This window comes from Amycolatopsis sp. lyj-84 (assembly GCF_046549075.1).
Lineage (GTDB): Bacteria > Actinomycetota > Actinomycetes > Mycobacteriales > Pseudonocardiaceae > Amycolatopsis.
This window is the reverse complement of sequence record NZ_JAJPWO010000020.1, coordinates 84,158-108,401: the sequence shown is the minus strand read 5'-3', so window position 1 is coordinate 108,401 and position 24,244 is coordinate 84,158. Positions and strand designations below refer to the sequence as shown.

Below are 24,244 nucleotides of genomic sequence, written 5' to 3'. Positions count from 1 at the left end.
CTGCTGGCGGCCGTCGCCCGCCGGGTGCACGTGTGCCTGCCATCGATGTGCGGTCCCTTCGCTACGGGTCAGCTCGCTGAGCTGGAAGGCGGTGTCAGGACGAGAACAGTGCTTGTCAGCTGCTGCATAAGGCCACGTGTGGCAAGTGTGAACGCGCTACAGAAGTCGATGAGACGCGCTGCTGTCTCGTGTTCGGACGTGGCCAGATCGAGAATGACGACGCGTCCGGCCCGCAGGTTCTCTACGACTTCTCGCGTCGACTCACGATAAGCGGACGGGCTAAGGCGAACCGCCTGCTGCAGCTGGACTGCGGGGTTAGGAGGTAGGTTCCCGCCGAGCCTGGCCAGCCACTCCGAATCCTCTAGCGCTGCCGCGAGAGGTGTGGTGCCGGCGTGCTCTGCCCAGGCGATGCCGGCCCGAAGGGCTGGCCGCTCATCTCGCTTTCGCATGTTTTCCCTGATGAGCTGCATGCCAATCATCAAAACGACGACTGTCAGCGTTGGCCAGATCAGGATCTGGATGTACTCCAGTATGATTCGCGCTCCCATCACAGAAGCATTCTATAAGCTATCCCGTGACCTGGGTTCAAGTAGTCCATTTTTGTTGATGTCCATACCGCCTAGGCCATTCGGGTGAATTCAAATAAACAAGGTTGCCGAGATGGCGCGGACTATGTAGTGGTATCGGTTGGATTCCCCTGTGTGGGTCGACTTGCAGGTCTTGCGTTCCGGGGCGACTGCTCTAACGGGGCACGGATGCAGTGCGCCTGATCAATGAGGCGTGATGTGCCCAGTCAGGCACTAGGACGAGGAGATGATGGCCGATCTCCCTTGAGCGAGTTGCAGAGAAAGTGGGCCGTCTGAACATTAGACATCTCATGCCGGCCGCCGCGAGCGAGCGGGATGACATGATCGATGGTGGCAGCCAGTGGGTGCGGAACCACGACATCCGTGCGAACTTTCTTGCCGCACAATTGACACACCCAGTTGCATTTTCGGTGCACGATCCACGGGAAGACATGTCCCGCGTAAGTGCCGCGCTGGCGGGCGTTCCGCCTTTGCCTACCTGCCCGCCGAGCGCACGGGGGTGAGCAGTAGCGATCCGCGTCGCCGCCGCGGCTGAGCTGATCAACAGTAAACCAAGTGCCGCACCAGCGGCATCGTCCAGTCACAAACGCAGAAGGTCGGACTTTCGACGCGCTGGATGGTCCTTCGGTATCGTTACTGACAGAGGTGACCGTGAGGGATGCCACGTAGGTACAGGGGAAGACCTAATGGGATGCTTGGCTGGGATCTTCGAAAAGGCGCCGGGCTTGCTCAGGCCGCTGCGACACGGGCTTGAACAGGTCCGGGAGATGCGGCTTCTGGTTGACCAAGTACCGCCGCACCAGGCGCAGACCTTGGTGTAAACGATCGATTCTCGGCGTGCCCTGGCCTGACTGTAGTAACCGACGCCGGTTTCAATCTTATAGTTGTCGCGGAACTTCTTGTTCCGATCGATGTTGAATCGACGTTTACATTCGGCGTTGCCGCACTGTCGCCGACAAGCATTGGACATGGTGACCTCGCAGTAGGGGCATGTCTTCATAAATACTTCCGAGAAAAACGAAGAATTGGCGCCTGGAGGTTGTCGCCCACCGGAAAAAAGGCTCTACGTCGCAATAAATTCAAGGCTTTCGTGAGCGAACGCTTGCCTGGCTGGAAGGGAATTTGTCGACCATCCTTGGTTGAGTGACGCGCCGATTCCCACTTGGTTGCGATGGGCGCTTCGGTGGTTCTGGGTTGTAGCGAACTGGTGATGTTATCCGTTTTCGGATCACACGATGCGTCGCGCCGAGTATCTGTCCTTCACGTACAGGTTGAAGTACTGGCCGTGGCTTGCCGCGTTCAGCAGAGCGGTCGCGGTCGCTTCTGGTACGTCGCTGTACTGGTACACCCTGCAGTTGCGAAACTCGATTTCGAGAGTGCGTGTTTGGGGGTCGTAACCGATGGAGGCGATGTTCGTCGAGGTAACGGGCTGTCTGTTCACCAGGGAACTCTCCGAAGGGGCGAAATTGTCGGTGGTGGGGGGTAGAACTGTAGTGACCGCTCGGGAGGGCAGATGACCAGGCAAGATGGTGCGGGTAGCCCGGCAGGGACTACTCCGAACGGGTGTAGGTGGTGCGGTGCTCCTGAGCGGGGACATTATCGCCGGTGGAAGCCCTCGGTCGGCTGGCATCAGTGGGCCCCGCCGACCGATGAGCAGCGGAAGACACGCATGCTCGCCCGGCGGAGTCCGACAGATCCCGGCCGCGGTGGTCTGTCGTCAGCGGCCCGCCGCATCGCGTAGTTCGCTGAAGAGCATGCGCAGGCTAGCGGGGATGTCGTCTGGGCTGTCGAGGGACAGGGCCAGATCCACCATCATGGCGGTTTTGCCACCTGGTCCGGTAAAGCTGCCGGCTTTCACCATTTCCTTTACTCCTTCACTGAACTTCGTTCCCCGGTGCGTTTCGAACTCGGCGGCGGTCCAGGGCGAATCTTCCCTGGACCACGTGCGGTTCGCGGTCTTGGCCCACTGTTCGTCGGAGAAGAGCTCTTCGAACTCGTTCACCCCTTCGTGTTCGCCCAGGTAGCTGACGTAGTCGGTGACGATCGGACCGAAGAACTGCTGAAGGTTGCTTTCCTTGAACATCGGCAGTCGCTGGCTGTCGGCGTCGATCACGAGCCTTACCTGCCGGTCGTGTCGCACCAGGTATTCCGCCAGGCGGAGTGCGCCGATGTGGCTGCCGCATCCCCACAACGCGATACCGGCGGTCTGGAGGGTGATACCCTCGGAGAGCTTGAACAGCAGGGGGAACGCGGCCATCTCTGTGTCGCCCTCGACAGCGACGAAGCAGCGCTCGTGAAGAAGAACGGAGTTGCGGAGACCGACACTGGCGGAAATTTTGCCGAGGAATCCGTCCACCTCTGCGTGGGTGTCCGTGCCGAGCTGCTCGACCACACTGGCGTCGTCGACCAGTTTGAGGTGGACGACATCGGCGATGTCTACCCCGTCGATGAGGTTCATCGAGTGAGTCGCGACGATTACATGGACGTTGTCGATAGCGCACTGATCGCGGATGAGGTCCATCACTCGCCGCTGGTTCGCGTAGTCCAGATGGGTGTCGGGCTCGTCGTAGACGATGATCGTCTGCACCGGGGACGGCGCGCTTTCACCATGCTCCTCAGGCAGGGCCTCGGTGGCGTTCTGCTCCTCGAGTTGCAGGGTCGTCCACTCCCATACCGCCAGTGACACGCGCCGTCCGCTGCCGAGGCCGGAGCGATTCAGATCGACCTGGCCACCGGTCCCGCGTGAGAAGCGCAGTTCGGTGCGCCGCAGGCCGTGGTGAAGCTGAATTTCGGGTTCCACTTTGATGTCGGTGAGGTCGGGGCAGCGCTGTGCGATGTGGTCGCAGAGGGTCTTCGCGTCGGCGCGCAGACGGTCGGAGATCTCGTCCACCACCTCGGTCAGCTTTCCCTGCAGCCCCGGGTCTTCCGAGTGTGTCTGAAACCGGGCGTTGAGCACCGACTTCACCGTCTCATTAGGGGAGTCGACGTTCCCGTCGAACAGGACGAGCCGGGGCAGACGCCCGGCCACTTGCTTGCCGGCTGGGAGCCAGTCCTCACCCACGGTGTTTCGCAGTGCATGTTCACGAAGAACCGTCAGGCTGTCGGCCTTGCGAGTCGACGTGGCCTTGAGTCCGAGCTCTTTGACGAGCGTCAGCAGTTCGGGCGCGCGCATCGAATCCAGGTCTCGCAGGCGCTCATCCGCGGGCAACGGGAGTAGGCACTCGAGCCGGCTTCCCTCGCTGTCGGCGACCCGGCGGATCCGAGCTTCGGCGGGAAGGTGAAGCGTCTCTTGCTCCCATTCATCGAGCGAGAACGTTCCCTCGATGACGGTCTCCGGACACCGCGCGGAGCGATCTTCCGGGAGGTAGGACCGATCCTGATCTTCGACCGTGCCTTCTCCCAGCAGGAAAGCGAGTGAGTCGAGAAGTGCGGTCTTCCCGCCGTCGTTGTGTCCGGCGATGATCGTCGGGGTGCTCACGGGGATGTCCCGGATGTCGGTCAGCGAACGGAAACCGCTCACCGAGAAGTGGATGAGGTGCACTAAGCCGTTGCTCCGATCGCCTCTAGCGCGCCCCGCTGCCCCGCTTCTCAAGGGGGCATGTGGCGGAAACGCTGCTGCGAAAAGACGGTACGCCTGATAGCTGACAGCGATACGTCACGACACGCGTGGTGTTGACGTTGACATCGATGTTGCAGGAAGTAACCGAAATTCTTGTCGAATATTAACCAACAGCAATAGTCCGCATAAATGTATTGCCGGACAAACATCATCCATGTTGCTTATCGGAGAGATACTGAACGCACGCTGGGGCTCGATGTCACATGATGGTGACTCATGTTGTGTCAGCGATGGCCCTGACGGTCATGACGTTGCTCGTTGCGTCTAGGCATTTGCCGGACTAACCGGAGGCCCTGGAAGTGGCCTGCAGTAAGGCGAGCGCATCGCCGCATAGGTCTGCCGACCTTTGATCATGGATTACTCATCCTGGAGGGCACATCGTAAGTGAGTCAAGGTTCTCTATGGATGGAGGAGTCATGTCGAGGCGATCCGGTGGACGGGTGTTCAAGCGGTGCGGTTGCGTTAACGAGGCTGACGGTCGGCGGTGGGGCTTGCGTTGTCCGAGGCTGAGCGAGCGGGGTCATGGACGGTGGTATTTCACGGTCGAGTTGGCGGCAGGCCGGGACGGCCGTCGTTGTCGGTTGCAGCGCGGCGGCTTTGCTTCGCGGGCCGCGGCGGAACGGGCACGAGGGTTCTGGCTGGGTGATGACGTGGATCCTGGTAGGGCGTTGGTGACGGTGGGTCAGTGGCTGGATGTGTGGCTCGCAACCAGAAGCACGTTACGGCCGTCGACACGGCGGCTCTATGGGCAGTTGATCCGGGATTATCTGCAGCCGCGGCTGGGTCGGCTTACGTTGTCGGAATTGAGCGTTGGGAAGGTGCAAGGTGCGTTCACCGCGTTGTTGCGGGCCAATGCGTTGCGGTCGCGGCCGTTGTCGCCGACCACGTTGCAACGGGTTCGTGAGGTGTTGCGAGCTGCGCTCAACGGCGCGATCCGGCGTGGATTGATCACGAGTAACCCGGCACGCTGGGTGGAGTTGCCGTCAGCGCGTCGCCCTCGTGCCGTGGTGTGGACAGATGGCAGGGTCGAGCTGTGGCGCAGGACAGGGGAGCATCCTCCGGTCGCGGTGTGGACTGCGGAGCAGACCGCGAGGTTCCTCGAGCATGTTCGTGACCATCCGCTCTACCCGCTGTATCACGTTGCGGCGCTGCTGGGGCTGCGGCGCGGGGAGGCGGCCGGCTTGCGATGGTGCGATGTCGATCTAGCGAGTCGGACGGTGTCGGTGGTGCGGCAACTCGTCGAACGAGACGGCAGAGGCGTTTGTCTGCCCAAGACCGACGCCAGCTGCCGAACCGTCGCATTGGACCGCGGTACGACGTCGCTGCTGCGCCGACTTGCCCGACGCGACCCGAACGGAGATTGGGTCTTCTCTCATGATCAGGGGCGGCCGTGGAGTCCGAGCTACGTCTCGCACGCTTTCCGGGCGCTGGTTGGAGAGGCCGATCTGCCGCCGATCAGGTTCCATGACCTGCGGCACGGCGCGGCCACGCTGTCGCTCGCGGCGGGTAACGAGCTGCGGGTGGTGCAGGCCCTTCTCGGGCATTCCAGCATCGTGCTCACCGCCGACACCTACACCAGCGTCTTGCCCTGCCTGGCGCAGCAGGCGGCGGATGCGACGGCGGCCCTCGTCCGGCGCGCGGGGTATCAGCGTGGCGCCAAGATCAACAAGGTAGTGGTGCCCCGGCAGTGCAGCGGGTCACCGCGGGCGCGGCTGGTGGCGGTCACTGACTGAATCGGGGTAGCACGTCGGCTGCACCCGGGCTGCACACAAGATCAAGCCCACCGACGGCACCCGGAAATCCGGGATAAAACCGTTGGTGGGCTTTGCTTTCTTGCTGTGCGCCATCAGGGACTCGAACCCCGAACCCGCTGGTTAAGAGCCAGCTGCTCTGCCAATTGAGCTAATGGCGCCTGCTTGTTCCGCCGCTTTGGTGTTCCCCTCGGCGACGTGGAAAACATTAACACAGGGTTGCTGGGGCCCGTTTCAGGGGGGTCCCCTTAGGCCGCCGTGGGCGTCGCGGGGACGTATTCGGCCATCCGGCCGCAGGCGTTGCGGCCGGTCAGGCAGACTATAGCCAGACGTTGGGGTTGGTACCACGCGAAACGGGCGGTGTGCATGAGGGTCTGGGGAGCGACAGGGCGGTCGCGGGTGGCGTTGGTGGCTGTGGTGGCCGGGTTCACACTCGCCTCGTGCAGCAGTACACCGTCGAGTGAATCGCCGTCTCCGGGCGGCACTCCCGGTGGTTCGCAGCAGAGCAGCGCGGCTCCTGCCCCGAAGCCCGCCGCGATGACGCTGACCCCGGCGCAGGGCGCAGCGGACGTGGCGCCCGGCGAGCCGGTGACGGTCGCCGTCGCCGACGGCAAGGTGGGCGAGGTCAAGCTGGCCGGAGCCGACGGCAAGGTCGTCGCGGGCAAGCCGAAGGAAGACGGTTCGGGCTGGGAGTCGGCGGAGCCGCTCGGCTACGGCAAGACCTACACCGTCACCGCGGCCGCGACCGGGACCGACGGCAAGCCGGTCACCGCGACCTCGACGTTCTCCACGTCCAAGCCGGGCAAGCAGATCGGTGTCTCGATCAACCTGGTCGAAGGCGAGACGGTCGGCGTCGGGCTGCCGCTGATCTTCAGCTTCACCGGCAACGTGCCTGACAAGGCGGCGACCGAGAAGGCGCTGAAGATCGTCACCGAGCCGCAGGCCGAGGGCGCGTTCCACTGGTTCGGTGAGAAGACCGTGATGTGGCGGCCCAAGGAGTATTTCAAGCCGGGCACCAAGATTTCGGTCAACGCGGCGATCTACGGCAAGAACCTCGGCAACAACACCTTCGGTCGCGAGGACAAGCCCGCCAAGGTGGTCGTCGGGGACAAGCTGGTCGCGACCGCGGACGGCGGCACGCACCAGATGAAGGTCGTGGTGAACGACCAAGAGGTCAAGCAGATGCCGATCTCGATGGGCAAGCCGTCGAGCAGCACCCCGGCCGGGACCTACACGGTGATGAGCGAGCACACCGGGTACACGATGGACTCGAGCACCTACGGCGTCCCGTCGGACAGCAAGGCCGGCTACCGGACGTTCGTGAAGTACGCGGTGCGGATGTCGAACAGCGGCATCTTCTACCACTCGGCGCCGTGGTCGGTCGGTTCGCAGGGCAAGCGGAACGTGAGCCATGGCTGCATCAACCTGTCGACCGAGAACGCGAAGTGGCTCATGGAGACTTCGAAGAAGGGCGACATCATCACGGTCGCCAACTCGGGCCCGCAGGTGCTGGAGCCGACCGACGGCTGGTCGGTGTGGCAGATGTCGTGGGACGACTGGAAGACCGGCGGCGACCGGAACTGACGCCAGACCCGGAGGGGTCCCGATAGGACGAATCCGTCCTATCGGGACCCCTTCTGCATTCCAGGACCCGCACACGACACCCACAACACCGCACCGAAACACTCACGGCACCGACGCGATGGGGGTCCGGGGGCGCAGCCCTCCGGCGGGGGCTTGGGGGCTCGGCCCCCAAAAAAGGCGAAACCCCAGCCTGTCGGGAAGGGGCCGCAAGGCCCCCGAACAGACTGGGGTAATGGGGTGAGCGACGGGTTTCGAACCCGCGACCTCCTGGACCACAACCAGGTGCTCTACCAGCTGAGCTACGCCCACCATCGCCGGGCTCGGGAAGCTTCCCCATCACCTCGGCCGCACTATATTAGCGTGCCCGTTTCCGGGGCTCGCAACGGGTTACGGTTCGTGGCGTTCCTGCACTTCAGCGGCCGCGGCCTTGGCCTGTTCGGTGGTCGGGCCGGGCTGCGGGACGAAGGCGGCGCGGCGGTAGTAGTCGAGCTCCCCGATGGATTCCTTGATGTCGGCGAGCGCGCGGTGGGCGAGGCCCTTCTCGGGCTTGGCGTAGTAGATCCGCGGGTACCAGCGCCGGACGAGTTCCTTCACCGACGACACGTCGACCATGCGGTAGTGCAGGTGCCCGTCGAGGGCGGGCATGTCCCGGGTGATGAAGCCGCGGTCGGTGGCGATGGAGTTGCCGGCGAGCGGGGCGACGTTGACCTCGGGCACGTGCGCGCGGATGTACTCGAGGACGCGCTGCTCGGCCTCCTCCAAGCTCACCGTGGAGCGCCGGACCTCTTCGGTGAGGCCGGAGCGGGCGTGCATGTCACGGACCACCTCGGGCATGCCGTCGAGGGTCTCGTCGTCGGTGTGGATGACGATGTCGACGCCTTCGCCGAGGACGTTGAGCTCGGCATCGGTCACCAGCGCGGCTATTTCGATCAACGCGTCCTTGCCGAGGTCGAGCCCCGTCATCTCGCAGTCGATCCAGACTAGGCGGTCGTTCACCCCGAAACCCTAACCCGACCCGGGGATTCACGACGTGCGACGTGCGGGTTCGGCGCGTTGCTGGCAGCGTGTGCATCCTCAGGTGAGCCATATCACAGACCAGGGAGTGACAGTGGCCGAACAAGGTCCAGCCCAGGAGATCGCGCAGGGTTACGTGAGCGAGGGAGCGGCGGTCGAGCTCGGCGCCGTCGTGATCGACGGCAAGGCCGACGCCGGTGCGGCGGTCCGCCTGCCCCTGGCGACGCTGAACCGGCACGGGCTGGTCGCGGGCGCGACCGGTACCGGCAAGACGAAGACCTTGCAGCTGATCGCCGAGCAGCTCTCGGCCGCGGGGGTGCCGGTGGTGCTGGCGGACGTGAAGGGCGACCTGTCGGGGCTCGCCGCGCAGGGCGAGAGCAACGACAAGATCGCCAAACGCGCGGAAGAGCTGGCTGATCAGTGGGCGCCCGCGGCGTTCCCGGTGCAGTTCCTGTCGCTGGGCACCGGCGGCAAGGGGTCGCCGATCCGGGCGACGATCACGAGTTTCGGCCCGATCCTGCTGTCGAAGGTGCTGGGGCTCAACGAAACCCAGGAGTCGACGCTCGGCCTGATCTTCCACTGGGCCGACCAGCGCGGCTTGGCGCTGCTGGACACGAAGGACCTCCGCTCGGTCATCACGCACTTGACCAGTGACGAGGGCAAGGAGGACCTCAAGGGCATCGGTGGCGTCTCGGCCGCGACGGCCGGGGTGATCCTCCGGGCGCTGTCCAATCTGGAGGCTCAGGGCGGCGAGGACTTCTTCGGCGAGCCCGAGCTGGACGTCCACGACCTGATGCGCCAGGTCGACGGCAAGGCGATGGTGACCTTGCTGGAGCTGGACAACCTCCAGTCGAAACCCGCGCTGTTCTCGACGTTCCTCATGTGGCTGCTCGCCGAGCTGTTCGAGGAGCTGCCCGAGGAGGGCGATCTCGACAAGCCGAAGCTGGTGTTCTTCTTCGACGAGGCGCACCTGCTGTTCAACGACGCGTCGAAGGCGTTCCTGGAGCGCATCGAGCAGACCGTGAAGCTGATCCGGTCGAAGGGCGTCGGCGTGTTCTTCTGCACCCAGCTCCCGACGGACATCCCGAACAGCGTCCTGTCGCAACTGGGCGCGCGGGTCCAGCACGCGTTGCGCGCGTTCACCCCCGAAGACCAGGCGGCGCTGACGAAGACGGTGAAGACGTACCCGAAGACGAAGCACTACGAACTGGACTCGGCGCTGACGTCGCTCGGTATCGGCGAAGCGATCGTCACCGTGCTTTCCGAGCGGGGCGCGCCGACGCCGGTCGCCTGGACCCGCCTGCGCGCGCCGCGGTCGAAGATGGGGTCCATCGGCGCCGAAGCCATCTCGGCGGCGACGGCGTCCTCGGATCTGCACGCGAAGTACGCCGAGACGATCGATCGTGAGTCGGCTTACGAGAAGCTCGCCGCGAAGGTGGCCGCGCCGCCCGCAGGCGAAGCGCCGCCGGAAGCTCCTCCGGCTCCGAAACCGGAGAAGGAAGCGCCGGGGATGGTCGAGCAGGCGATGAAGAACCCGGCGGTGAAGTCGTTCCTCCGCTCGGCGGCGAGCGCGCTCGGACGGGAGATCACGCGCGGACTGTTCGGAAACCGGAGGCGGTGAGGAATACCTGACGCGTTCTGTCAGGTATGTGCGGCAGGCTGGGCGTCATGACCAACACCGCGACAGCGTCGTTCACCGTGGACGGCTGGGATCCCCAAGCCACCGAGAAGGCCGAAGACACCGAGTTCTCCCGAGTGGTGCTCGGCAAGACCTTCGCCGGCGCCGTCGAAGGCACCAGCACCGTGGAAATGCTCACGGCGGTGAACGAGACGTCGTCGGCGTACGTCGCCTTCGAGCGCCTGGCCGTGGCCGTCGACGGGCGTAAGGGTGGCTTCGTCCTGCATCACTCGGCGGGGGAGAACGGGCATCACCTGATCGTCCTGCCGGGCTCCGGTCACGGTGACCTGGCGGGCATCACCGGAACGGCGGAGATCGTCCAGGACGACGAAGGCAACCACACCTTCACCCTCACCTACGAACTCTGAAAGCCGTGAGGGCCTCCTTCGCCGAAGGAGGCCCTCACGGACAGTGCCTGCTGGGCCGCCCCCTGACAGCGGTCCAGACGGCCGGATCAGCCGACGATCTGCTCGACGATCTTCTTCGCGTCGTTGATGGGGATCGCGAAGCCGATGCCGATGCTGCCGGTCGAAGACGGGTTGTACAGCGCCGAGTTGATGCCGATGACGTTCCCCTGCGCGTCCACCAGCGCCCCGCCCGAGTTGCCCTGGTTGATCGGGGCGTCGGTCTGGATCGCTGTGTAGCTGGGCCCGCTTTCGTTCGTGGTCCTGCTGTAGGGCGATCGCCGGTCCTGGCCGCCGCCCAGGTCGTCGAGCTTGCGGTTCAGCGCGCTCACGATCCCGGTGGTCACGGTGTTCTGCAGTCCGCCGGGCGAGCCGATCGCCACGACCTGCTGGCCGGCGACGAGCTTGCTCGAGTCGCCTAGCGAAGCCGGTGTCAGCCCGCTCGCGTCCTTCGCCTGGAGGACGGCGATGTCGGCCTTCGTGTCGGCGCCGACCACGCTCGCCTTGTACTGCTTGCCGTTCGAAAGCGTGACGGTGACGTCGCCTTGGGCGTCGGCCACCACGTGGGCGTTGGTGAGGATGCGCCCGTCCGCCGTCAGGATGACGCCGGAGCCGACGGCCTCACCCTGCGCGGTGGTCACGTTCACCTGGACGACGCTCGGCGTCACCTTCGCGGCGACCCCGCTGACGTCACCCGAGGTGTTGTTCCCGACCAGTTGCCCGTTAGCGACCGCGGACGACCCCGTGCCGGACGCCGACGACGCCGAGTCGATGCCGACGAGCGCCGCGCCGCCGACTCCGCCGATCAGGGCGGCGGCGAGCGCCGTCGCGCTGACGAGGACGGCGACCCGGCCGCCCTTCTTGCGCGGCGGCGGGACCGGCGTCGGCGTCTGGGCCTGCTGCGGCGTGAAGAGCGGATTCGGCGCGGCCTGCCAAGGGGTGTAACCGGGGTACTGCTGCTGATGCGGCGGCTGGTGCCCACCGGTGGAGGCGGGGCCGGGCCGACTCTCGTTCTCGGTCATGGAACAAGATTCGCGCCCGTACTTGTGAGCCGCCTGTGGAAAACCCCTTGGCTTTGCTGAGAAGAATCAGCTGAGAAACCTCAGCGTTTTCTCAGTCGAAGAACGCCGGCACGTCCAGTGCGCCGCCCGAAGCTTCGAACTCCTCGTGCACCGCGGCCCGGAGTTCCGCGTCGGCCAGATAATCGACGGCGGTCAGCGCCAGCCCCAGCGCGCCGTCGACGACCGCGCGATCGCCGTCCGGTGAACCGGCGGCGGCCGCGAACTCCTTGGTGTGCAAGGCGGTCGTCGGCCCGGCGATGGCGATCATCGGGTGGATCGCGGGCATCCGGTAGGAGAGATTGCCGAGATCGGTCGAACCGGTGAGGAATTCGGGCACGATCCCCGGCGGCAGCGGTTTGCGGCCGGTGTCGACCTGATGCACGGACCAGCGTCCGGCGAGCGTGGTGTTGAACCGGATCGGCAGGTACGCGGGCTGGGAGTCCCACTGCAGCTCGACTCCGCAGCCGGTCATCTCCGCCGCGCCGCGTGCGATCGCCGAAACGCGCTCGGCGAGATCGCGCAGCGTGTCCGGCTGCGCGGAGCGGAGGTAGAACAGCAGCGCCGCACGTTCGGGAACGACGTTCGGCCGCGCGCCACCGTCGGTGAAGACGCCGTGGACGCGGTCGCTGGAGGGCAGATGCTGCCGAAGCGCCGCGACGCCCTGGTACGCGGCGACGGCGGCGTCGAGCGCGTTGCGTCCCATGAACGGCTGCGCCGACGCGTGCGCGCCGACGCCGGTGAACACCATTTCGAGCTGGCGCCTGCCGAGGAACGGGTGCATGGCGATGTCGTGACTGAACGGGTGCAGCATGACCACGGCGTCGACGTCGTCGAAAACCCCCGCGCGGGCCAGGGTTTCCTTGCCGCCACCGCCTTCCTCCGCCGGCGTGCCGATCAGCGAGACCCGGCCGCCCAGTCGTTCGGCGACCGCCGCCGCGCCGAGGAATCCGCCCGCGCCCGCGGTGCAGATGACGTTGTGCCCGCAGCCGTGGCCCAGCCCGGGGAGGGCGTCGTACTCGGAGAGGACGGCGATGTGCGGGCCGCTTCCGGGAGTGCTCGCGACCAAGGCGGTGTCCAGCCCGCCCGCGCCGATGGTCACCTCGTGGCCGTGCCGCTTGAGCAGATCTCCGAGCGCGAGGACCGAGCGGTGCTCGGCGAAACCCTCTTCGGGGTGAGCGTGCAGGTCTTGGCTCAGTTCCACCAGTTCCGCGGCCAGCGCGCGGACCCCGGCCTCGACGGCGTCCCGTGTGGCGGGATCCGCACCCTCGTGCGGCGAGCCGAGGGGTTCGGCCGCGGCGACGGCGTCCGCGGTCGCCTCGACCAGCGAACGGAGGTAGCTGTCGTCGGGAGGAATCGGCGAAGCGTGCTCAGAGCGGATCATTTCCGGATGTTAACCGGTAGCTCTCCCGTGACGATCTGCGTGACGCCCGAATACCGCTCCTCCACCCGGTCGAAACCGCGCCTGAACAGTTTCAGCGTGATCTCGCCGCGGTCGAACATCCGCTGCCCGCTCAGCCTGCCGAGGAAGGTATCCGCCAGCCGCATCGGCTGATCGCTGTGCCGCGCGCTGGTCAGCATCACCAGCGAGCCGCCGGGTTTCAGCACCCGGGCGAACGAATCCAGCGCCGCGTCCGGATCGGCGAACATGTGCAGCGCGGCGAAGCAGCAGACGGCGTCCACAGTGGAATCGCCGAGCGGCAGGTCGACGGCGTCGGCGCGCAGATAGGTCACCGAAGCCGGGTTGGGCGCGGCGAGTGCCTTGTCCAGCATGGTGACCGAACCGTCGAGCCCGATCGAAAGCCCCTCCGGGCCGACGGCTTCGCCGAACGCGCGGGTGAACCTGCCGGTGCCGCACGCGACGTCCAGCGCGACCTGGCCGGGGCGCAGGCCGAGCGCTTCGACCGCGATGCGGACCTCGTCCGCCATGCTCGGGCCGTTCAGTCCTTTCGCGACCCTGCCCAGTGTCGGGCGCCAGTACCGCTCGTAGATCATCGGCACGGCGGAGGTGCGCATCAGTCGCTGCGCGAGTCCGGTCGGTGGCCCCGCCTGCGGGATTTCGCCCAGCAGATCGAGAAAACCTTCCCTGGCCCCGGCGGGTGTGGTTCCCGGCCGCAGCAGGCTCTCGAGACGTTCGCGATGGTCCGGCATGGCTGCTCCCTTCACGGTGGTCACCCGAGAATCTGCCATGACCGGCCCGTTCGCGACATTCCCGCCGCCGTGACCCGAAACTGTCGGTGGCCGTCTCTAACGTCGGAGGGAGTCGCCGTTCCCCAGCCGAAGGAGCCCGAAATGACCGGCTCGATCCTCCAGCACACCGCCACGACCACGCTGCGCATCCCGGTGCGCGGCCCGTTCGACCTCGACAAGTCCATCCGGTTCCTGACCGATTTCCCGCCCGCGTGCCGCACGGACGCCGCCGCCGAGCCGGGCACCCTGCGCTTCGCCTTCCCCGCCGAAGCGGGGTGGGAGCACGTCGGTGCGGCCGTCAGACAGAGATCGCCCGGCTCGATCGAGGTGGAGGTCTTCGCCGAAGAAGGGCTCGCCGTCGAGGTCGGCGCCCAGGTGCGGCGGATCCTTTCGGTGGACGTCGACGGCACCGGCTTCGCCAAGATCGGCACCGCGGATCCGGTGGTGCGCCGCCTTCAGCAGACGTTCCCCGGGCTGCGGCCCGTTCTGTTCCACTCGCCCTACGAGGCGGCCTGCTGGGCGATCCTGAGCCACCGGACACGGATGTCGCTGGCCGCCGTGGCGAAACGACGGCTCGCCGAGGAGTTCGGCAGGCCGGTGGACGTCGGCGGGAAGATCCTCAGGTCGTTCCCGGCGCCGGACGTCATGGCCGGGCAGGAGGCCGGGCGCGAGCTGCCGGAGATGAAGGCCGAGAGGCTGCGCGCGGTGGCCAACGCCGCCAAGGACGGTCTGCTCGACGCCGCGTACCTGCGCGCGATGCCGGTCCCGGACGCGTTGCGCTGGCTGCAGCGGTTGCCGGGGATCGGCCCGTTCTCGGCGCAGCTGATCCTGATCCGGGGTGCCGGGCATCCGGACGTCTTCCCCGGGGGCGAGCCGCGCCTGCAGGAGGCCATGCGGGCCGCGTACGACCTGCCGCTGGCGCCGCCCGAGGAACTGGAAGAGCTGTCCACGGTGTGGCGGCCGTTCCGCAGCTGGGTGGCGTTCGCCCTGCGCAACGACCGGGAGTTTCGCACGCGCGAGATCGGGGGTTCCATGACCGCCTGACACGGGACGTATCCCCCTTGTGGTGAGCTGGTGAGGTGAGCTCGTCTCCCGCCGAAACGGTTTCCGACATCGCCCAGTCCACCCCGCCCGGCACGATCACCCTGGTCACCGGTGGTCTCGCACTGCTCGTGGTGCTTTCGGGCAGGCCTTGGCGGATCGCCCGCAACCTGGTCACGCTCGTCCACGAGGCAGGTCACGCGCTGGCGGCGATCCTGGTCGGCCGTCGGCTGCAGGGCATCAAACTGCACTCGGACACCTCCGGGGTCACGGTCTCCCGTGGCAAACCGGAGGGTCCCGGGATGGCGTTCACCGCGCTGGCCGGGTACCCGGCGGCCGCGGTGCTCGGACTGGTGTTCGCCGGGCTGCTCTCGTCGGACCTGATCACCGTCGTGCTGATCGTGATGGCCCTGATGCTGCTGGGCGTCCTGGTGATGGTGCGCAACACCTACGGCGTGTTCGCCGTGGTCACCAGTTCGGTGGTGCTCGGCTTGGTCGCGCTGGTGGCGCCGTCGTGGTTCCAGGCGATCTTCGTCTACCTGCTGACCTGGTTCCTGCTGTTCGGCGGCGTCCGGCCGGTGATCGAGCTGCAGATCAAGCGGCGCCGCGGATCGGCGCGGGATTCCGACGCCGATCAGCTCGGCAGGCTCACCGGGGTGCCCGCGGTGCTGTGGGTGCTGGTGATGGCCGTGCTGACGGTGAGCTGTCTCTTCGCGGGCGGGTTGTGGCTGCTGGAGCCGACCGTCGCCTGACCGGGGCGGTGCGGCAGACTGATGGCTCGTTCCGCGCGGAGGGAGTCACCAGATGGACGAGGTCGCCAAGGCCGTCGAGGAATGCGCTCGATCGGCGAAACGGGCCGCACCGTCGCTGGCCGCCGCCTCCGCGGAGGCGATCGACGCCGCGCTGAACGCCATGGCGGGCAAGCTGGTCGAGCACGCCGACGCGGTGCTCGAGGCGAACCAGGCCGACATCGCCAAGGCGCGCGAGGACGGTATGAGCGCGGGCCTGCTCGACAGGCTCACCATCACCCCTGAGCGGCTGACCGGCATGGCCGAGCAGCTCCGCCTCCTGGCCGGAGCGCCGCACCAGGAGCGGTCCGTCGAGGTGTCCACTTTGGACGGAGGGCTGCGGCTGGTGGAACGCCGCCGCCCGGTCGGCGTGATCGGCGCGAACTACGAGGCTCGCCCGAACGTCACGGTCGACGTCGCCTCGCAGCTGGTGAAGTCGCGCAACGGTGGCGTGCTCCGCACGGGCTCCGCCGCGCTCGGCTCGGCCCAGCGCCTGCGCGAGACCGTCATCGCCCCGGCGCTCGCCGAGGCGGGCATCGACCCGGACGTCATCCAGCTGGTGCCGCGCGCCGAGCGCGAAGCGGCTTCCGCGCTAGTGCGGTTCCCCGCGCTCGTGCCGCTGGTCATCCTGCGCGGCAGCGGCGACAGCACCCGGGCGCTGGCCACCGAGGCGGCCGTCCACGGCGTCCGCACGCTGGCCCACGCCGACGGTGGCGGCGTGCTGTACATCGACGAAGCGTCTGACACCGACAAGGTGCGCGAGCTGGTCTTCAACAGCCTCGACAGGCTCGGCGTCTGCAACCGGCTGAACCTGCTGCTGATCCACGAGGCCGCCCACGACCGCGTCTGGCCCGGTATCTCCGGCGCGCTGGCCGAACGCGGTGTCACGCCGTCGCTCGCCCCGCACGAGCACGCAATCGGCTACGAATGGGCGCTCGACTCCGACCGCGAAGCGACCGTCACCGTCGCGAAGGTCGCGAGCCTGCCCGAAGCGGCGGAGATCGCCAACGAGCAGACCTCGGGCCTCGCGGCCGGCATCGCCACCGAAAGCAGCGAAGCCGCCGACGCGTTCTTCGATGCGTACACCGGCACCGGCGTCTTCTGGAACGCTCCCACCCGGCTGCTCGACGGCTTCAAGCTCCTGGCCGTTCCCGAGACCGGCATCAACCTGGACAAGGTCCCGGGCCCGCGCGGCCCGGTCACCTACACCGACCTCTACGTGCGGCAGTACGCCGTGCTGCCCGCCTGACCGGGGCGCGGCGACAGCAAAGGTCCCTTGCTCCCGCGACGAGCGAAGCGATCAGCGTCGCCGACGTCGTTTCGAGCGAGGCCGAGGCGGCAACGAGTCCGCTGTGGCGTCCTCGATCTCCTCGGCGAGCTTCTCGACGTCAGGAGACTCCGAAGCGGCGGTCCCAGGCGCCAGCCCCAGCATCTCCGCGGCGAGTTGCTGCGAAGACGCGAACATGCCCGAAGGCTGTTCCTGCGCCCGCCGCAAGGACGAAGGCCGCAGCCGGTTGTATCCCCGCACCGAAACCGGCCGCCGCGTGCGGACCTCGTACTCCGGGAATTCCGCGAGTTCGGTCGCGAGTTCCTTGTCCACCAGGATGGTGCCCGGCCGCGCGGTCGAGGTGAGGCGGGCGGCGAGGTTCACGACCGAGCCGTAGACGTCGCCGAACCGCAGGAGGATCCGGCCCGACGCCAGGCCGGCGCGGACGGCGGGCAGGGTTTCGTCGGCGTCGGCGCGCTCGGACAGCGTGAGGGCGATCTCGGCGCCGTCGACGGCGGAATCGGCGACGAACAGCACCTCGTCACCGATCATTTTCACGATCCGGCCGTGGTGCTCGGCGACCACTTCGGTGGCGACGGATTCGAACCGGTCGAGGACGGCGCTCAGCTCGTCTTCGCCGATCTGCCTGGTCAGGCGGGTGTAGCCGACCATGTCGACGAAGCCGACGACCTCGGTCCTGGCCTGGAGGTCTTCGTCCGGGAACGCGAACGCGCGTCCGGAGTAGGCGGCCAGGTGCCGCCGCCAGACGAAGTTCTGCACCTGCTCCAGTTCGGGCAGCAGCCTGTCGACGAGCCGCGCGATCTGGCGTTCGCTGGTGCCGATGTCCTTGTTCTCGGTGATCATCGTCCACAGCATGTGGACCTGCCATTCCGCGAGCCGCGAAAGGTGCTGGCCCAGCGCGCGCGTCACCGCCAGCTCGATGCCCGGGTCGATCAGGCCCGAGTTCATCAGCTGGTCGGCGGTGCGGATCGCGTCGATGTCGGCGTCGGTGAAGACGACCTCGTCGTCCTCGACGGTCGCGAAGCCCAGCGCACGCCAAAGCCGCCGAGAACGCTCTTCGGGAACGCCCGCCTTCTCGGCGACTTCGAGCCGGGTGTACTTGCGTCTGCCGCCGAGCAGGATCCGTTCGAGACGCTGCTGAAGCGCGTCGGGCGCGGGCTCGCCGGAATCGGCCATTACGTGGTGTGAACGATAAGCACGTCCACACCCGACTTCCGGGCCACTTCGGACGGCACGGAACCCAGGATGCGGCCGGCGAGCGTGTTCAGCCCGCGGTTGCCGACCACCAGCAGGTCCGCGGAGCGTTCGGAGACGACCTTGCGCAGCGCGTCGACGGGGTCGCCGACGACAGCCGTGGTCTCGATGGCCTTCGCGCCCGCCTTGCCTGCCCTGTCCCGGGCCGACAGCAGGGTGTCCTCGGCCGGGGCCGAGCCGACGACCTGGTACGCCTCGTCACCGAGGGCGTCCTGCGCCTTCTCCACGTCGCCCTTGTTGGCGGGGTAGTAGGCGCACACGATGACCAGGGTGGCTCCGGAGTCGCCCGCGACCCCCGCCGCCCGGTCGACCGCGGCGAACGAGGAATCCGATCCGTCCGTGCCCACGACCACGGTCCGATATGCAGCCATCCGCAACCTCCACCGATCTCCTCTGGCTCGCGCATGCGCGCGAGCAGCGACGATAACCGCTGGACGATCGGCCCGCAGGCCGTCGCGAAGGCGGTCGGGTGAGAAGGTTACTCGCCAGTCGGTTTCTGCGCTGCCGCAGGTCGAGGTGAAGGCTTCGCGCCGGATGTGGCCTTCGGCACATCGGCCGTCCGCAGCTGCACGGTGGCCTCCGGGTCGGAGGACGGCTTCGCCTTCAGATCCGCCGGGACGTGCGGTTCGTCGCCGAGGACGTGCGTCGCCTCGGCGAGCGCGGTCCGCGCGGTGCGGACCTGCTCGGCCAGGCTGGAGCGCACCTTGCGGAGGGATTCGACCCGTTCGGTGGCCTGGGTGATCCGCCGGTTGGACTCTTCGGTGGCCTGCCGGACGCGGCGGCGTGCCTCGTCGGCCGCTTCGGCGAGCCGGGCGTTGGCCTCGGTGATCGAGTCCTGCTTGCGCTTGTTGGCGTCGGCGACGGACTCGCGCTGACGGCGCTCGATGTCGGCCTTGGCCGCTGTCTCCTCTTCGAGCACCTTCGTGCGGATGGTGGCGGCGTCCTCGGTGGCCTCGCGGACGCGACGGGCGGCCTCGGCCTTGCTGGAGGCCTCCTGCTCGGCCAGCGCGTGCATGGCTTCGGTACGCCGCGACGCCATCGCGATCTCGAAGTCCTCTTCGACCTGCGTGCGGCGCTGCTGCGACTCGGCGTCGAGCTTGTCGCGCTCGGCCTTCGCCTTGTCGGTGATGTCCTTCGCCTCGGCGCGCGCGGTCTCCAGGACGCCGCGGTGCTCGGCCTCCATCTCCTTGCGACGGAGGTCGAGCTCGTTGAGCAGCTGCTCGTAGCGGGCCCGCATGGCGCTCGCGTCGGTCTCCGCCTTGGCGCGGATGTGCCCGGCTTCGGCTTCCGCGCGCGCCTTCGTGTCGGCGGACTCGTCCTGCGCGAGCCGCAGCATGCGCTGCAGGCGCTCGGAAAGGCCTTCGACGCTCGTCGGCGGCTGGGCGAGCCTGTCGACCTGCCCGCGCAGGTCCGCGATCTCGCCGCGCGCGGTCTCCAGCTGCCGTGCCAGGTCGCCCGCCTGCCCGATGGCGGCATCGCGATCGGCGGTGAGCATCTTCAGATCGGCGTCAAGCCGCTCGAGATGTTCATCGACCTGCGCACGGCTGTAACCGCGCTTCGCCACGTCGAAGCCGGCTCCCAGCGGCACTAGCTCCCGTTCCTCGCCAAGGCTCATCCTTCTACCGTAGTCGAGCTGGAGTCACGGAAGGGTGAGCACCCACGCAACGCGCGGCGAAAGTGCGTTCTGGCGCGCTAAACGTTCCGGAAGGCGTTGATCCCGTCGATGTGCTTTTCGCGCAGCTCGTGGTTCCGGACGCCCAGACCTTCTTCCGGCGCAAGGGCGAGCACGCCGACCTTGCCCTGGTGGGCGTTGCGGTGCACGTCCAGCGCGGCCTGACCGGTGTCTTCCAGCGAGTAGGTCTTCGACAGCGTCGGGTGGATCAGACCTTTCGCGATCAGCCGGTTCGCCTCCCACGATTCGCGGTAGTTCGCGAAGTGGCTGCCGATGATCCGCTTCAGGTTCATCCACAGATAGCGGTTGTCGTACTGGTGCATGAACCCGGACGTCGACGCGCACGTGACGATCGTGCCGCCCTTGCGCGCGGCGTAGACCGAAGCGCCGAAGGTCTCGCGGCCCGGGTGCTCGAAGACGATGTCCGGGTCCTCGCCGCCGGTCAGCTCGCGGATCTTCTTGCCGAACCGCTGCCACTCCTTCGGGTCCTGGTTGTTCTCGTCCTTCCAGAACTTGTAGTCCTCGGCGTTGCGGTCGATGATCAGCTCCGCGCCGAGCTTGCGGCAGATCTCCGCCTTCTCGGGGCTGGAGACCACGCACACCGGGATCGCGCCGCCGTTGAGCGCGTACTGCGTGGCGTAGGAGCCGAGGCCGCCCGAAGCGCCCCAGATCAGCACGACGTCGCCCTGCTTCATGTCCGCGCCGTTGCGCGAAACGAGCTGCCGGTAGGCCGTGGAATTCACCAGACCGGGGGACGCGGCCTCTTCCCAGGTGAGGTGATCCGGCTTCGGCATCAGCTGGTTCGCCTTGACCAGCGCGATCTCGGCGAGCCCGCCGAAGTTCGTTTCGAAGCCCCAGATCCGCTGTTCGGTGTCGAGCATCGTGTCGTTGTGCCCGTCCGGGCCTTCGAGCTCCACGTTGAGGCAGTGCGCGACGACCTCGTCACCCGGCTTCCAGTTGTGCACGCCGGCGCCGGTACGCAGCACGACGCCGGACAGGTCCGAGCCGACGACGTGATACGGCAGGTCATGGCGCTTCGACAGCGGCGAGAGCCGTCCGTAGCGCTCCAGGAACTTGAAGGTCGAGACCGGCTCGAAGATCGAGGTCCAGACGGTGTTGTAGTTGATCGCGCTCGCCATGACCGCGACCAAGGCCTCGCCGGGGCCGAGTTCCGGGGTCGGGACGTCGTCGACGTGCAGCGACTTGCGCGGGTCCTTGTCCCGGCTTTCGAGGCCCTGGAACATGTCGGCCTCGTCCTTGTGCACGGTCACCCCGCGATAGGACTCCGGCACGTCGAGCGACGCCACAGCGCCGAGGTCATCGTTCAGAATGGCCTGCTGGATCTCGCCGAGCTGCGTCATCGGAACCTCCGCGAATGGGGTGGGACGGCGTGTTGGCGCCACTGCGCCGATGTGGGCTCACCGGCAAAGAGTGGTTCGCCCAAATTACTCACGGGTAACCAGGTCCACAACCGTACGAGACGTGGAGCACGTACACATCCCGAAGTGTTATCGACCGGTCTTGACCGGCCGGCCAACCAAGCGGACCATCGGTAGTGGAGATCTCTCCGACCTGCAGGTTCAGCCGATTTTCGGAGGTGAGCACGCATGAACGAACCCACGACGCGCCCCTGGACACGTCCCCATGACTGGGCGGAGGTGGCCGTCGGTGTCGTGGTCGCGCTTTCACCCCTCTGGATGACCACGGACAACACCGCGATGTGGACGCTCGTCGTCCTCGGCGCGCTGATCGCCCTCGACGGCCTCGCGTCGCTCGCGATGCCTGGCATGGTCTACGGCGAGGGCATCCAGATCATCCTGGGCGCGCTGCTGTTCATTTCGCCCTGGGTGATGGGATACGCCGACTTCATGGGCGCGTCCTGGACCGCCTGGATCGGTGGCGTCCTGACCGTGGTGGCCGGGGCGGCCGCGATGCCGATCGCCCAGGCGACGCACAAGACGGCGGGACAGCACTGACGCTCAAGGAGACCACGTGAAAGAGGATTCGGCGAAACAGCGCATTCTGCGGGCCGCGGAGGCGCTTTTCGCCGAATCCGGTTTCGACGCCACCCCGACCTCCCGGATCGCCGAGCGGGCCGGGGTGCCCAAAGGGCTGGTGCACTACTACTTCCGGCGCAAGTCGGATCTGCTGGCCGCGCTGGTCGCCGAGCTGCCGGACGCCCGGATCGAACCGGCCGTCGTGGTGGTCCCCGGCGATCTCGCGGGCAGCCTGCGCGGCCTCGTCATGGAGCTCGACAGGCGGTTCAACCGGTCCCTGGCGCTGTCACACCTGTTGTGGCGCGAGGCCGACACGCACCGCGCGGTCCGCGACGCGCTGGGCGAACGGTTCCAGCAACTCGTCCGTCAGGTGAAGGCGGTGATCGTCGCCGCGACCGGCGGCGAACTCGCGGTCGCGGACGTCGATTCGGCGTCCGGCCTGCTCGCGCGGGCGGTCAGCCATCGCCACGCGACCGCGCGGCACAGCGAGGACGGGGACCCCGCCGAGATCGATCGCGAGGTCGCCTTCATCGCAGAAGCGTTGACGCGCGGTCAGTGACCGTCTTTCGCGGGCTCGACCAGTTCCACGAGCACGCCACCGGCGTCCTTGGGATGCACGAAGTTCACCCGGCTGTTCGAAGTGCCGCGCTTCGCCTCGTCGTAGAGCAACCGGAGCCCCTGCGCGCGCAGCGCCGCGGCGGCGGCGTCCACATCGGACACTCGGTACGCCAGCTGCTGCAAGCCGGGGCCGCTCTTCGCGAGGAATTTGCCGATCGCCGAGTCCTCACGAAGCGGCGCGAGGAGCTGGATCGCCGTCTCGGTCCCCGCGGTGCCCGGCGCGCGGAGCATCGCTTCGCGGACACCCTGCTCTTCGTTGACTTCCTGGTGCGCCACTTCCAGGCCGAAATGCTCGGTGTGGAAGGCGATCGCGGCGTCGAGGTCGGGTACCGCGATGCCGACGTGGTCGATGGCGGTCACGAAGGGTTTCAGCGCCTGGTTCATGCAAAGCAGGATAGGTCCGCGGGCGGGCGAACCGGCGTGCGCCGCCTCACACTGGCTCCATCAAGAGGCCCTCGCCCCGGGTATGGTCGCGAAGACCGCCTATTGCCCTTGCGCCGATGCTTGGAGGACGCCGTGTCCGGTTCCGTGATCCTGGGTGCCGCCCGTACACCGATCGGGCGATTGCTCGGTTCCCTGAAGGACTTCTCGGGTGCGCAACTGGGCGGATTCGCGATCAAGGCGGCGCTGGAGCAGGCCGGGGTCTCCCCGGACGCCGTCCAGTACACGATCATGGGCCAGGTCCTCACCGCCGGCGCCGGTCAGATCCCGGCACGCCAGGCCGCGGTCGCCGGTGGCATCCCGATGACCGTCCCGGCGCTGACCATCAACAAGGTCTGCCTTTCCGGTCTCGACGCCATCGCGCTCGCCGACCAGCTCATCCGCGCCGGCGAGTTCGACCTGATCGTGGCGGGCGGCCAGGAGTCGATGACCCAGGCGCCGCATCTGCTGCCGAAATCCCGTGCCGGCTTCAAGTACGGCGACACGACGCTCGTCGACCACATGGCTTACGACGGCCTGTTCTGCGCCTTCGACCAGGTCGCGATGGGCGCGTCGACGGAGAAGTACAACACCCGCTACGGCCTCACCCGCGAGCAGCAGGACGAGTTCTCCGCGCGCTCGCACCAGCGTGCCGCCGCCGCCATCGCGGAGGGCCGCTTCGACGCCGAGATCGCGCCGGTGTCGATCCCGCAGCGCAAGGGCGATCCGGTCGTCTTCTCGAAGGACGAGGGCGTCCGCGCCGACACCACCGCGGAAAGCCTCGCGAAGCTGCGCCCGGCGTTCGCCTCCGACGGCACGATCACCGCCGGTTCGGCCTCGCAGATCTCCGACGGCGCGGCCGCGGTCATCGTGGCCAGCCGGGCCAAGGCCGAGGAACTGGGCCTCACGCCGCTCGCCGAGATCGGCGCGCACGGCGTGGTCTCCGGTCCGGACGCCAGCCTGCACGAGCAGCCGTCGAACGCGATCCTGGCCGCGCTGGCCAAGGAGAAGCTGACCGCGGACGCGCTCGACCTGATCGAGATCAACGAGGCCTTCGCGGCCGTCGGCCTGGTCTCGGCCGAGAAGCTCGGTGTCGACGCCGACAAGGTGAACGTCGACGGCGGCGCCATCGCGCTCGGCCACCCGATCGGCGCTTCGGGCGCGCGCCTCGCCGTGCACCTGATCCACGAACTCCGTCGTCGCGGTGGCGGCCTCGGCGCGGCCGCCCTCTGCGGTGGTGGCGGCCAGGGCGACGCGCTGCTCCTCCGCGTTCCGTAAAGC

Annotated in this window: 23 protein-coding genes and 2 tRNA genes; 10 read left to right on the top strand and 15 right to left on the bottom strand. The window is 67.4% G+C overall.

Features of this window, described 5'->3' with window-relative positions; genetic code table 11:
• Positions 1 to 68 precede the first annotated feature (68 nt).
• The 4 genes from ACLJRM_RS40240 to ACLJRM_RS40225 form a co-directional block, all read right to left on the bottom strand.
• A complete protein-coding gene (locus ACLJRM_RS40240) occupies positions 69 to 449 on the bottom strand; it encodes a cell division protein SepF (protein WP_410666070.1) in 381 nt (126 codons plus the stop codon).
• A gap of 344 nt (positions 450 to 793) precedes the next feature.
• Complete coding sequence (locus tag ACLJRM_RS40235) at positions 794 to 982, bottom strand: HNH endonuclease (protein ID WP_410666040.1); 189 nt, start codon at positions 980 to 982, stop codon at positions 794 to 796.
• A gap of 833 nt (positions 983 to 1,815) precedes the next feature.
• On the bottom strand, positions 1,816 to 2,028 hold the full coding sequence (locus tag ACLJRM_RS40230) for a KTSC domain-containing protein (protein ID WP_410666039.1): 213 nt from the start codon (positions 2,026 to 2,028) through the stop codon (positions 1,816 to 1,818).
• 276 nt (positions 2,029 to 2,304) lie between these two features.
• Positions 2,305 to 4,107, bottom strand: coding sequence for an ATP-dependent nuclease (locus tag ACLJRM_RS40225; protein WP_410666038.1), 1,803 nt, complete (start codon positions 4,105 to 4,107; stop codon positions 2,305 to 2,307).
• A 500-nt stretch (positions 4,108 to 4,607) separates the two neighbouring features.
• On the opposite strand from ACLJRM_RS40225, the gene ACLJRM_RS40220 reads away from it, so the two are divergent.
• Positions 4,608 to 5,939: a tyrosine-type recombinase/integrase gene (locus ACLJRM_RS40220; RefSeq protein WP_410666037.1), complete on the top strand. Its 1,332-nt coding sequence runs from the start codon at positions 4,608 to 4,610 to the stop codon at positions 5,937 to 5,939.
• Positions 5,940 to 6,045: 106 nt separating this feature from the next.
• On the opposite strand, the gene ACLJRM_RS40215 is transcribed toward ACLJRM_RS40220, so the two are convergent.
• Positions 6,046 to 6,118, bottom strand: a tRNA-Lys gene (locus tag ACLJRM_RS40215).
• A 205-nt stretch (positions 6,119 to 6,323) separates the two neighbouring features.
• Between ACLJRM_RS40215 and ACLJRM_RS40210 the strand changes: the two genes are divergently transcribed.
• The gene (locus tag ACLJRM_RS40210; protein WP_410666036.1) at positions 6,324 to 7,541 is read left to right on the top strand and encodes a L,D-transpeptidase; all 1,218 of its coding nucleotides are present in this window, start codon (positions 6,324 to 6,326) and stop codon (positions 7,539 to 7,541) included.
• A 233-nt stretch (positions 7,542 to 7,774) separates the two neighbouring features.
• On the opposite strand, the gene ACLJRM_RS40205 is transcribed toward ACLJRM_RS40210, so the two are convergent.
• Together ACLJRM_RS40205 and orn are read right to left on the bottom strand one after the other, a co-directional pair.
• Positions 7,775 to 7,850 (bottom strand) — tRNA-His (locus tag ACLJRM_RS40205).
• Between the two features lie 78 nt (positions 7,851 to 7,928).
• The gene (gene orn / locus ACLJRM_RS40200; RefSeq protein WP_101610086.1) at positions 7,929 to 8,537 is read right to left on the bottom strand and encodes an oligoribonuclease; all 609 of its coding nucleotides are present in this window, start codon (positions 8,535 to 8,537) and stop codon (positions 7,929 to 7,931) included.
• A gap of 112 nt (positions 8,538 to 8,649) precedes the next feature.
• Between orn and ACLJRM_RS40195 the strand changes: the two genes are divergently transcribed.
• Together ACLJRM_RS40195 and ACLJRM_RS40190 are read left to right on the top strand one after the other, a co-directional pair.
• Positions 8,650 to 10,176, top strand: coding sequence for a helicase HerA-like domain-containing protein (locus tag ACLJRM_RS40195; RefSeq protein WP_410666035.1), 1,527 nt, complete (start codon positions 8,650 to 8,652; stop codon positions 10,174 to 10,176).
• A gap of 47 nt (positions 10,177 to 10,223) precedes the next feature.
• A complete protein-coding gene (locus ACLJRM_RS40190; RefSeq protein WP_101613456.1) occupies positions 10,224 to 10,601 on the top strand; it encodes a DUF3224 domain-containing protein in 378 nt (125 codons plus the stop codon).
• An 86-nt stretch (positions 10,602 to 10,687) separates the two neighbouring features.
• Here the strand turns inward: ACLJRM_RS40190 and ACLJRM_RS40185 are convergent, their stop codons facing one another.
• The 3 genes from ACLJRM_RS40185 to ACLJRM_RS40175 all read right to left on the bottom strand — a co-directional run bounded on the left by ACLJRM_RS40185 (position 10,688) and on the right by ACLJRM_RS40175 (position 13,846).
• A complete protein-coding gene (locus ACLJRM_RS40185) occupies positions 10,688 to 11,659 on the bottom strand; it encodes a trypsin-like peptidase domain-containing protein (RefSeq protein ID WP_410603181.1) in 972 nt (323 codons plus the stop codon).
• Between the two features lie 91 nt (positions 11,660 to 11,750).
• Positions 11,751 to 13,079, bottom strand: a complete 1,329-nt coding sequence (locus ACLJRM_RS40180) for a M20 family metallopeptidase (RefSeq protein ID WP_101610083.1) — start codon at positions 13,077 to 13,079, stop codon at positions 11,751 to 11,753.
• The gene (locus ACLJRM_RS40175) at positions 13,076 to 13,846 is read right to left on the bottom strand and encodes a class I SAM-dependent methyltransferase (RefSeq protein ID WP_410666034.1); all 771 of its coding nucleotides are present in this window, start codon (positions 13,844 to 13,846) and stop codon (positions 13,076 to 13,078) included. Before ACLJRM_RS40175 ends, ACLJRM_RS40180 begins: the two co-directional genes overlap by 4 nt.
• 141 nt (positions 13,847 to 13,987) lie before the next feature.
• On the opposite strand from ACLJRM_RS40175, the gene ACLJRM_RS40170 reads away from it, so the two are divergent.
• The 3 genes from ACLJRM_RS40170 to ACLJRM_RS40160 are packed head-to-tail and all read left to right on the top strand — an operon-like array spanning position 13,988 to position 16,963.
• Entirely contained in the window at positions 13,988 to 14,929 is a 942-nt protein-coding gene (locus ACLJRM_RS40170) for a DNA-3-methyladenine glycosylase family protein (RefSeq protein WP_410666033.1), read from the top strand.
• Between the two features lie 35 nt (positions 14,930 to 14,964).
• A complete protein-coding gene (locus tag ACLJRM_RS40165; RefSeq protein WP_101610080.1) occupies positions 14,965 to 15,678 on the top strand; it encodes a M50 family metallopeptidase in 714 nt (237 codons plus the stop codon).
• Between the two features lie 52 nt (positions 15,679 to 15,730).
• Entirely contained in the window at positions 15,731 to 16,963 is a 1,233-nt protein-coding gene (locus ACLJRM_RS40160) for an aldehyde dehydrogenase family protein (RefSeq protein ID WP_101610079.1), read from the top strand.
• Between the two features lie 51 nt (positions 16,964 to 17,014).
• On the opposite strand, the gene ACLJRM_RS40155 is transcribed toward ACLJRM_RS40160, so the two are convergent.
• The 4 genes from ACLJRM_RS40155 to ccrA all read right to left on the bottom strand — a co-directional run bounded on the left by ACLJRM_RS40155 (position 17,015) and on the right by ccrA (position 21,289).
• Entirely contained in the window at positions 17,015 to 18,178 is a 1,164-nt protein-coding gene (locus tag ACLJRM_RS40155; RefSeq protein WP_410666032.1) for an adenylate cyclase regulatory domain-containing protein, read from the bottom strand.
• Positions 18,178 to 18,627 (bottom strand): universal stress protein, encoded by a 450-nt coding sequence (locus ACLJRM_RS40150; RefSeq protein ID WP_101610077.1) that lies wholly within the window; start codon positions 18,625 to 18,627, stop codon positions 18,178 to 18,180. The genes ACLJRM_RS40155 and ACLJRM_RS40150 overlap by 1 nt, the downstream gene beginning before the upstream one ends.
• 107 nt (positions 18,628 to 18,734) lie before the next feature.
• On the bottom strand, positions 18,735 to 19,844 hold the full coding sequence (locus tag ACLJRM_RS40145) for a chromosome segregation protein (RefSeq protein ID WP_101610076.1): 1,110 nt from the start codon (positions 19,842 to 19,844) through the stop codon (positions 18,735 to 18,737).
• A 104-nt stretch (positions 19,845 to 19,948) separates the two neighbouring features.
• On the bottom strand, positions 19,949 to 21,289 hold the full coding sequence (ccrA, locus tag ACLJRM_RS40140; protein ID WP_410666031.1) for a crotonyl-CoA carboxylase/reductase: 1,341 nt from the start codon (positions 21,287 to 21,289) through the stop codon (positions 19,949 to 19,951).
• 246 nt (positions 21,290 to 21,535) lie between these two features.
• Between ccrA and ACLJRM_RS40135 the strand changes: the two genes are divergently transcribed.
• Together ACLJRM_RS40135 and ACLJRM_RS40130 are read left to right on the top strand one after the other, a co-directional pair.
• Positions 21,536 to 21,904, top strand: a complete 369-nt coding sequence (locus ACLJRM_RS40135) for an SPW repeat protein (RefSeq protein ID WP_101610074.1) — start codon at positions 21,536 to 21,538, stop codon at positions 21,902 to 21,904.
• A gap of 16 nt (positions 21,905 to 21,920) precedes the next feature.
• Positions 21,921 to 22,484, top strand: a complete 564-nt coding sequence (locus ACLJRM_RS40130; protein ID WP_410666030.1) for a TetR/AcrR family transcriptional regulator — start codon at positions 21,921 to 21,923, stop codon at positions 22,482 to 22,484.
• On the opposite strand, the gene mce is transcribed toward ACLJRM_RS40130, so the two are convergent.
• Entirely contained in the window at positions 22,478 to 22,927 is a 450-nt protein-coding gene (mce, locus tag ACLJRM_RS40125; RefSeq protein ID WP_101610072.1) for a methylmalonyl-CoA epimerase, read from the bottom strand. The genes ACLJRM_RS40130 and mce overlap by 7 nt on opposite strands.
• A gap of 132 nt (positions 22,928 to 23,059) precedes the next feature.
• On the opposite strand from mce, the gene ACLJRM_RS40120 reads away from it, so the two are divergent.
• Positions 23,060 to 24,241: an acetyl-CoA C-acetyltransferase gene (locus ACLJRM_RS40120; RefSeq protein WP_410666029.1), complete on the top strand. Its 1,182-nt coding sequence runs from the start codon at positions 23,060 to 23,062 to the stop codon at positions 24,239 to 24,241.
• The last annotated feature ends 3 nt before the right edge of the window (positions 24,242 to 24,244 follow it).

Bases quoted from the DNA above. Each gene is read 5' to 3' on its own strand.
- mce (WP_101610072.1), bottom strand. From the start codon at position 22,927: ATGAACCAGGCGCTGAAACCCTTCGTGACCGCCATCGACCACGTCGGC.
- ACLJRM_RS40160 (WP_101610079.1), top strand. From the start codon at position 15,731: ATGGACGAGGTCGCCAAGGCCGTCGAGGAATGCGCTCGATCGGCGAAA.
- ACLJRM_RS40190 (WP_101613456.1), top strand. From the start codon at position 10,224: ATGACCAACACCGCGACAGCGTCGTTCACCGTGGACGGCTGGGATCCC.
- ccrA (WP_410666031.1), bottom strand. From the start codon at position 21,289: ATGACGCAGCTCGGCGAGATCCAGCAGGCCATTCTGAACGATGACCTC.
- ACLJRM_RS40150 (WP_101610077.1), bottom strand. From the start codon at position 18,627: ATGGCTGCATATCGGACCGTGGTCGTGGGCACGGACGGATCGGATTCC.
- ACLJRM_RS40185 (WP_410603181.1), bottom strand. From the start codon at position 11,659: ATGACCGAGAACGAGAGTCGGCCCGGCCCCGCCTCCACCGGTGGGCAC.
- ACLJRM_RS40240 (WP_410666070.1), bottom strand. From the start codon at position 449: ATGCGAAAGCGAGATGAGCGGCCAGCCCTTCGGGCCGGCATCGCCTGG.
- ACLJRM_RS40135 (WP_101610074.1), top strand. From the start codon at position 21,536: ATGAACGAACCCACGACGCGCCCCTGGACACGTCCCCATGACTGGGCG.
- ACLJRM_RS40220 (WP_410666037.1), top strand. From the start codon at position 4,608: ATGGATGGAGGAGTCATGTCGAGGCGATCCGGTGGACGGGTGTTCAAG.
- ACLJRM_RS40180 (WP_101610083.1), bottom strand. From the start codon at position 13,079: ATGATCCGCTCTGAGCACGCTTCGCCGATTCCTCCCGACGACAGCTAC.
- ACLJRM_RS40170 (WP_410666033.1), top strand. From the start codon at position 13,988: ATGACCGGCTCGATCCTCCAGCACACCGCCACGACCACGCTGCGCATC.
- ACLJRM_RS40155 (WP_410666032.1), bottom strand. From the start codon at position 18,178: ATGGCCGATTCCGGCGAGCCCGCGCCCGACGCGCTTCAGCAGCGTCTC.
- ACLJRM_RS40175 (WP_410666034.1), bottom strand. From the start codon at position 13,846: ATGCCGGACCATCGCGAACGTCTCGAGAGCCTGCTGCGGCCGGGAACC.
- ACLJRM_RS40210 (WP_410666036.1), top strand. From the start codon at position 6,324: ATGAGGGTCTGGGGAGCGACAGGGCGGTCGCGGGTGGCGTTGGTGGCT.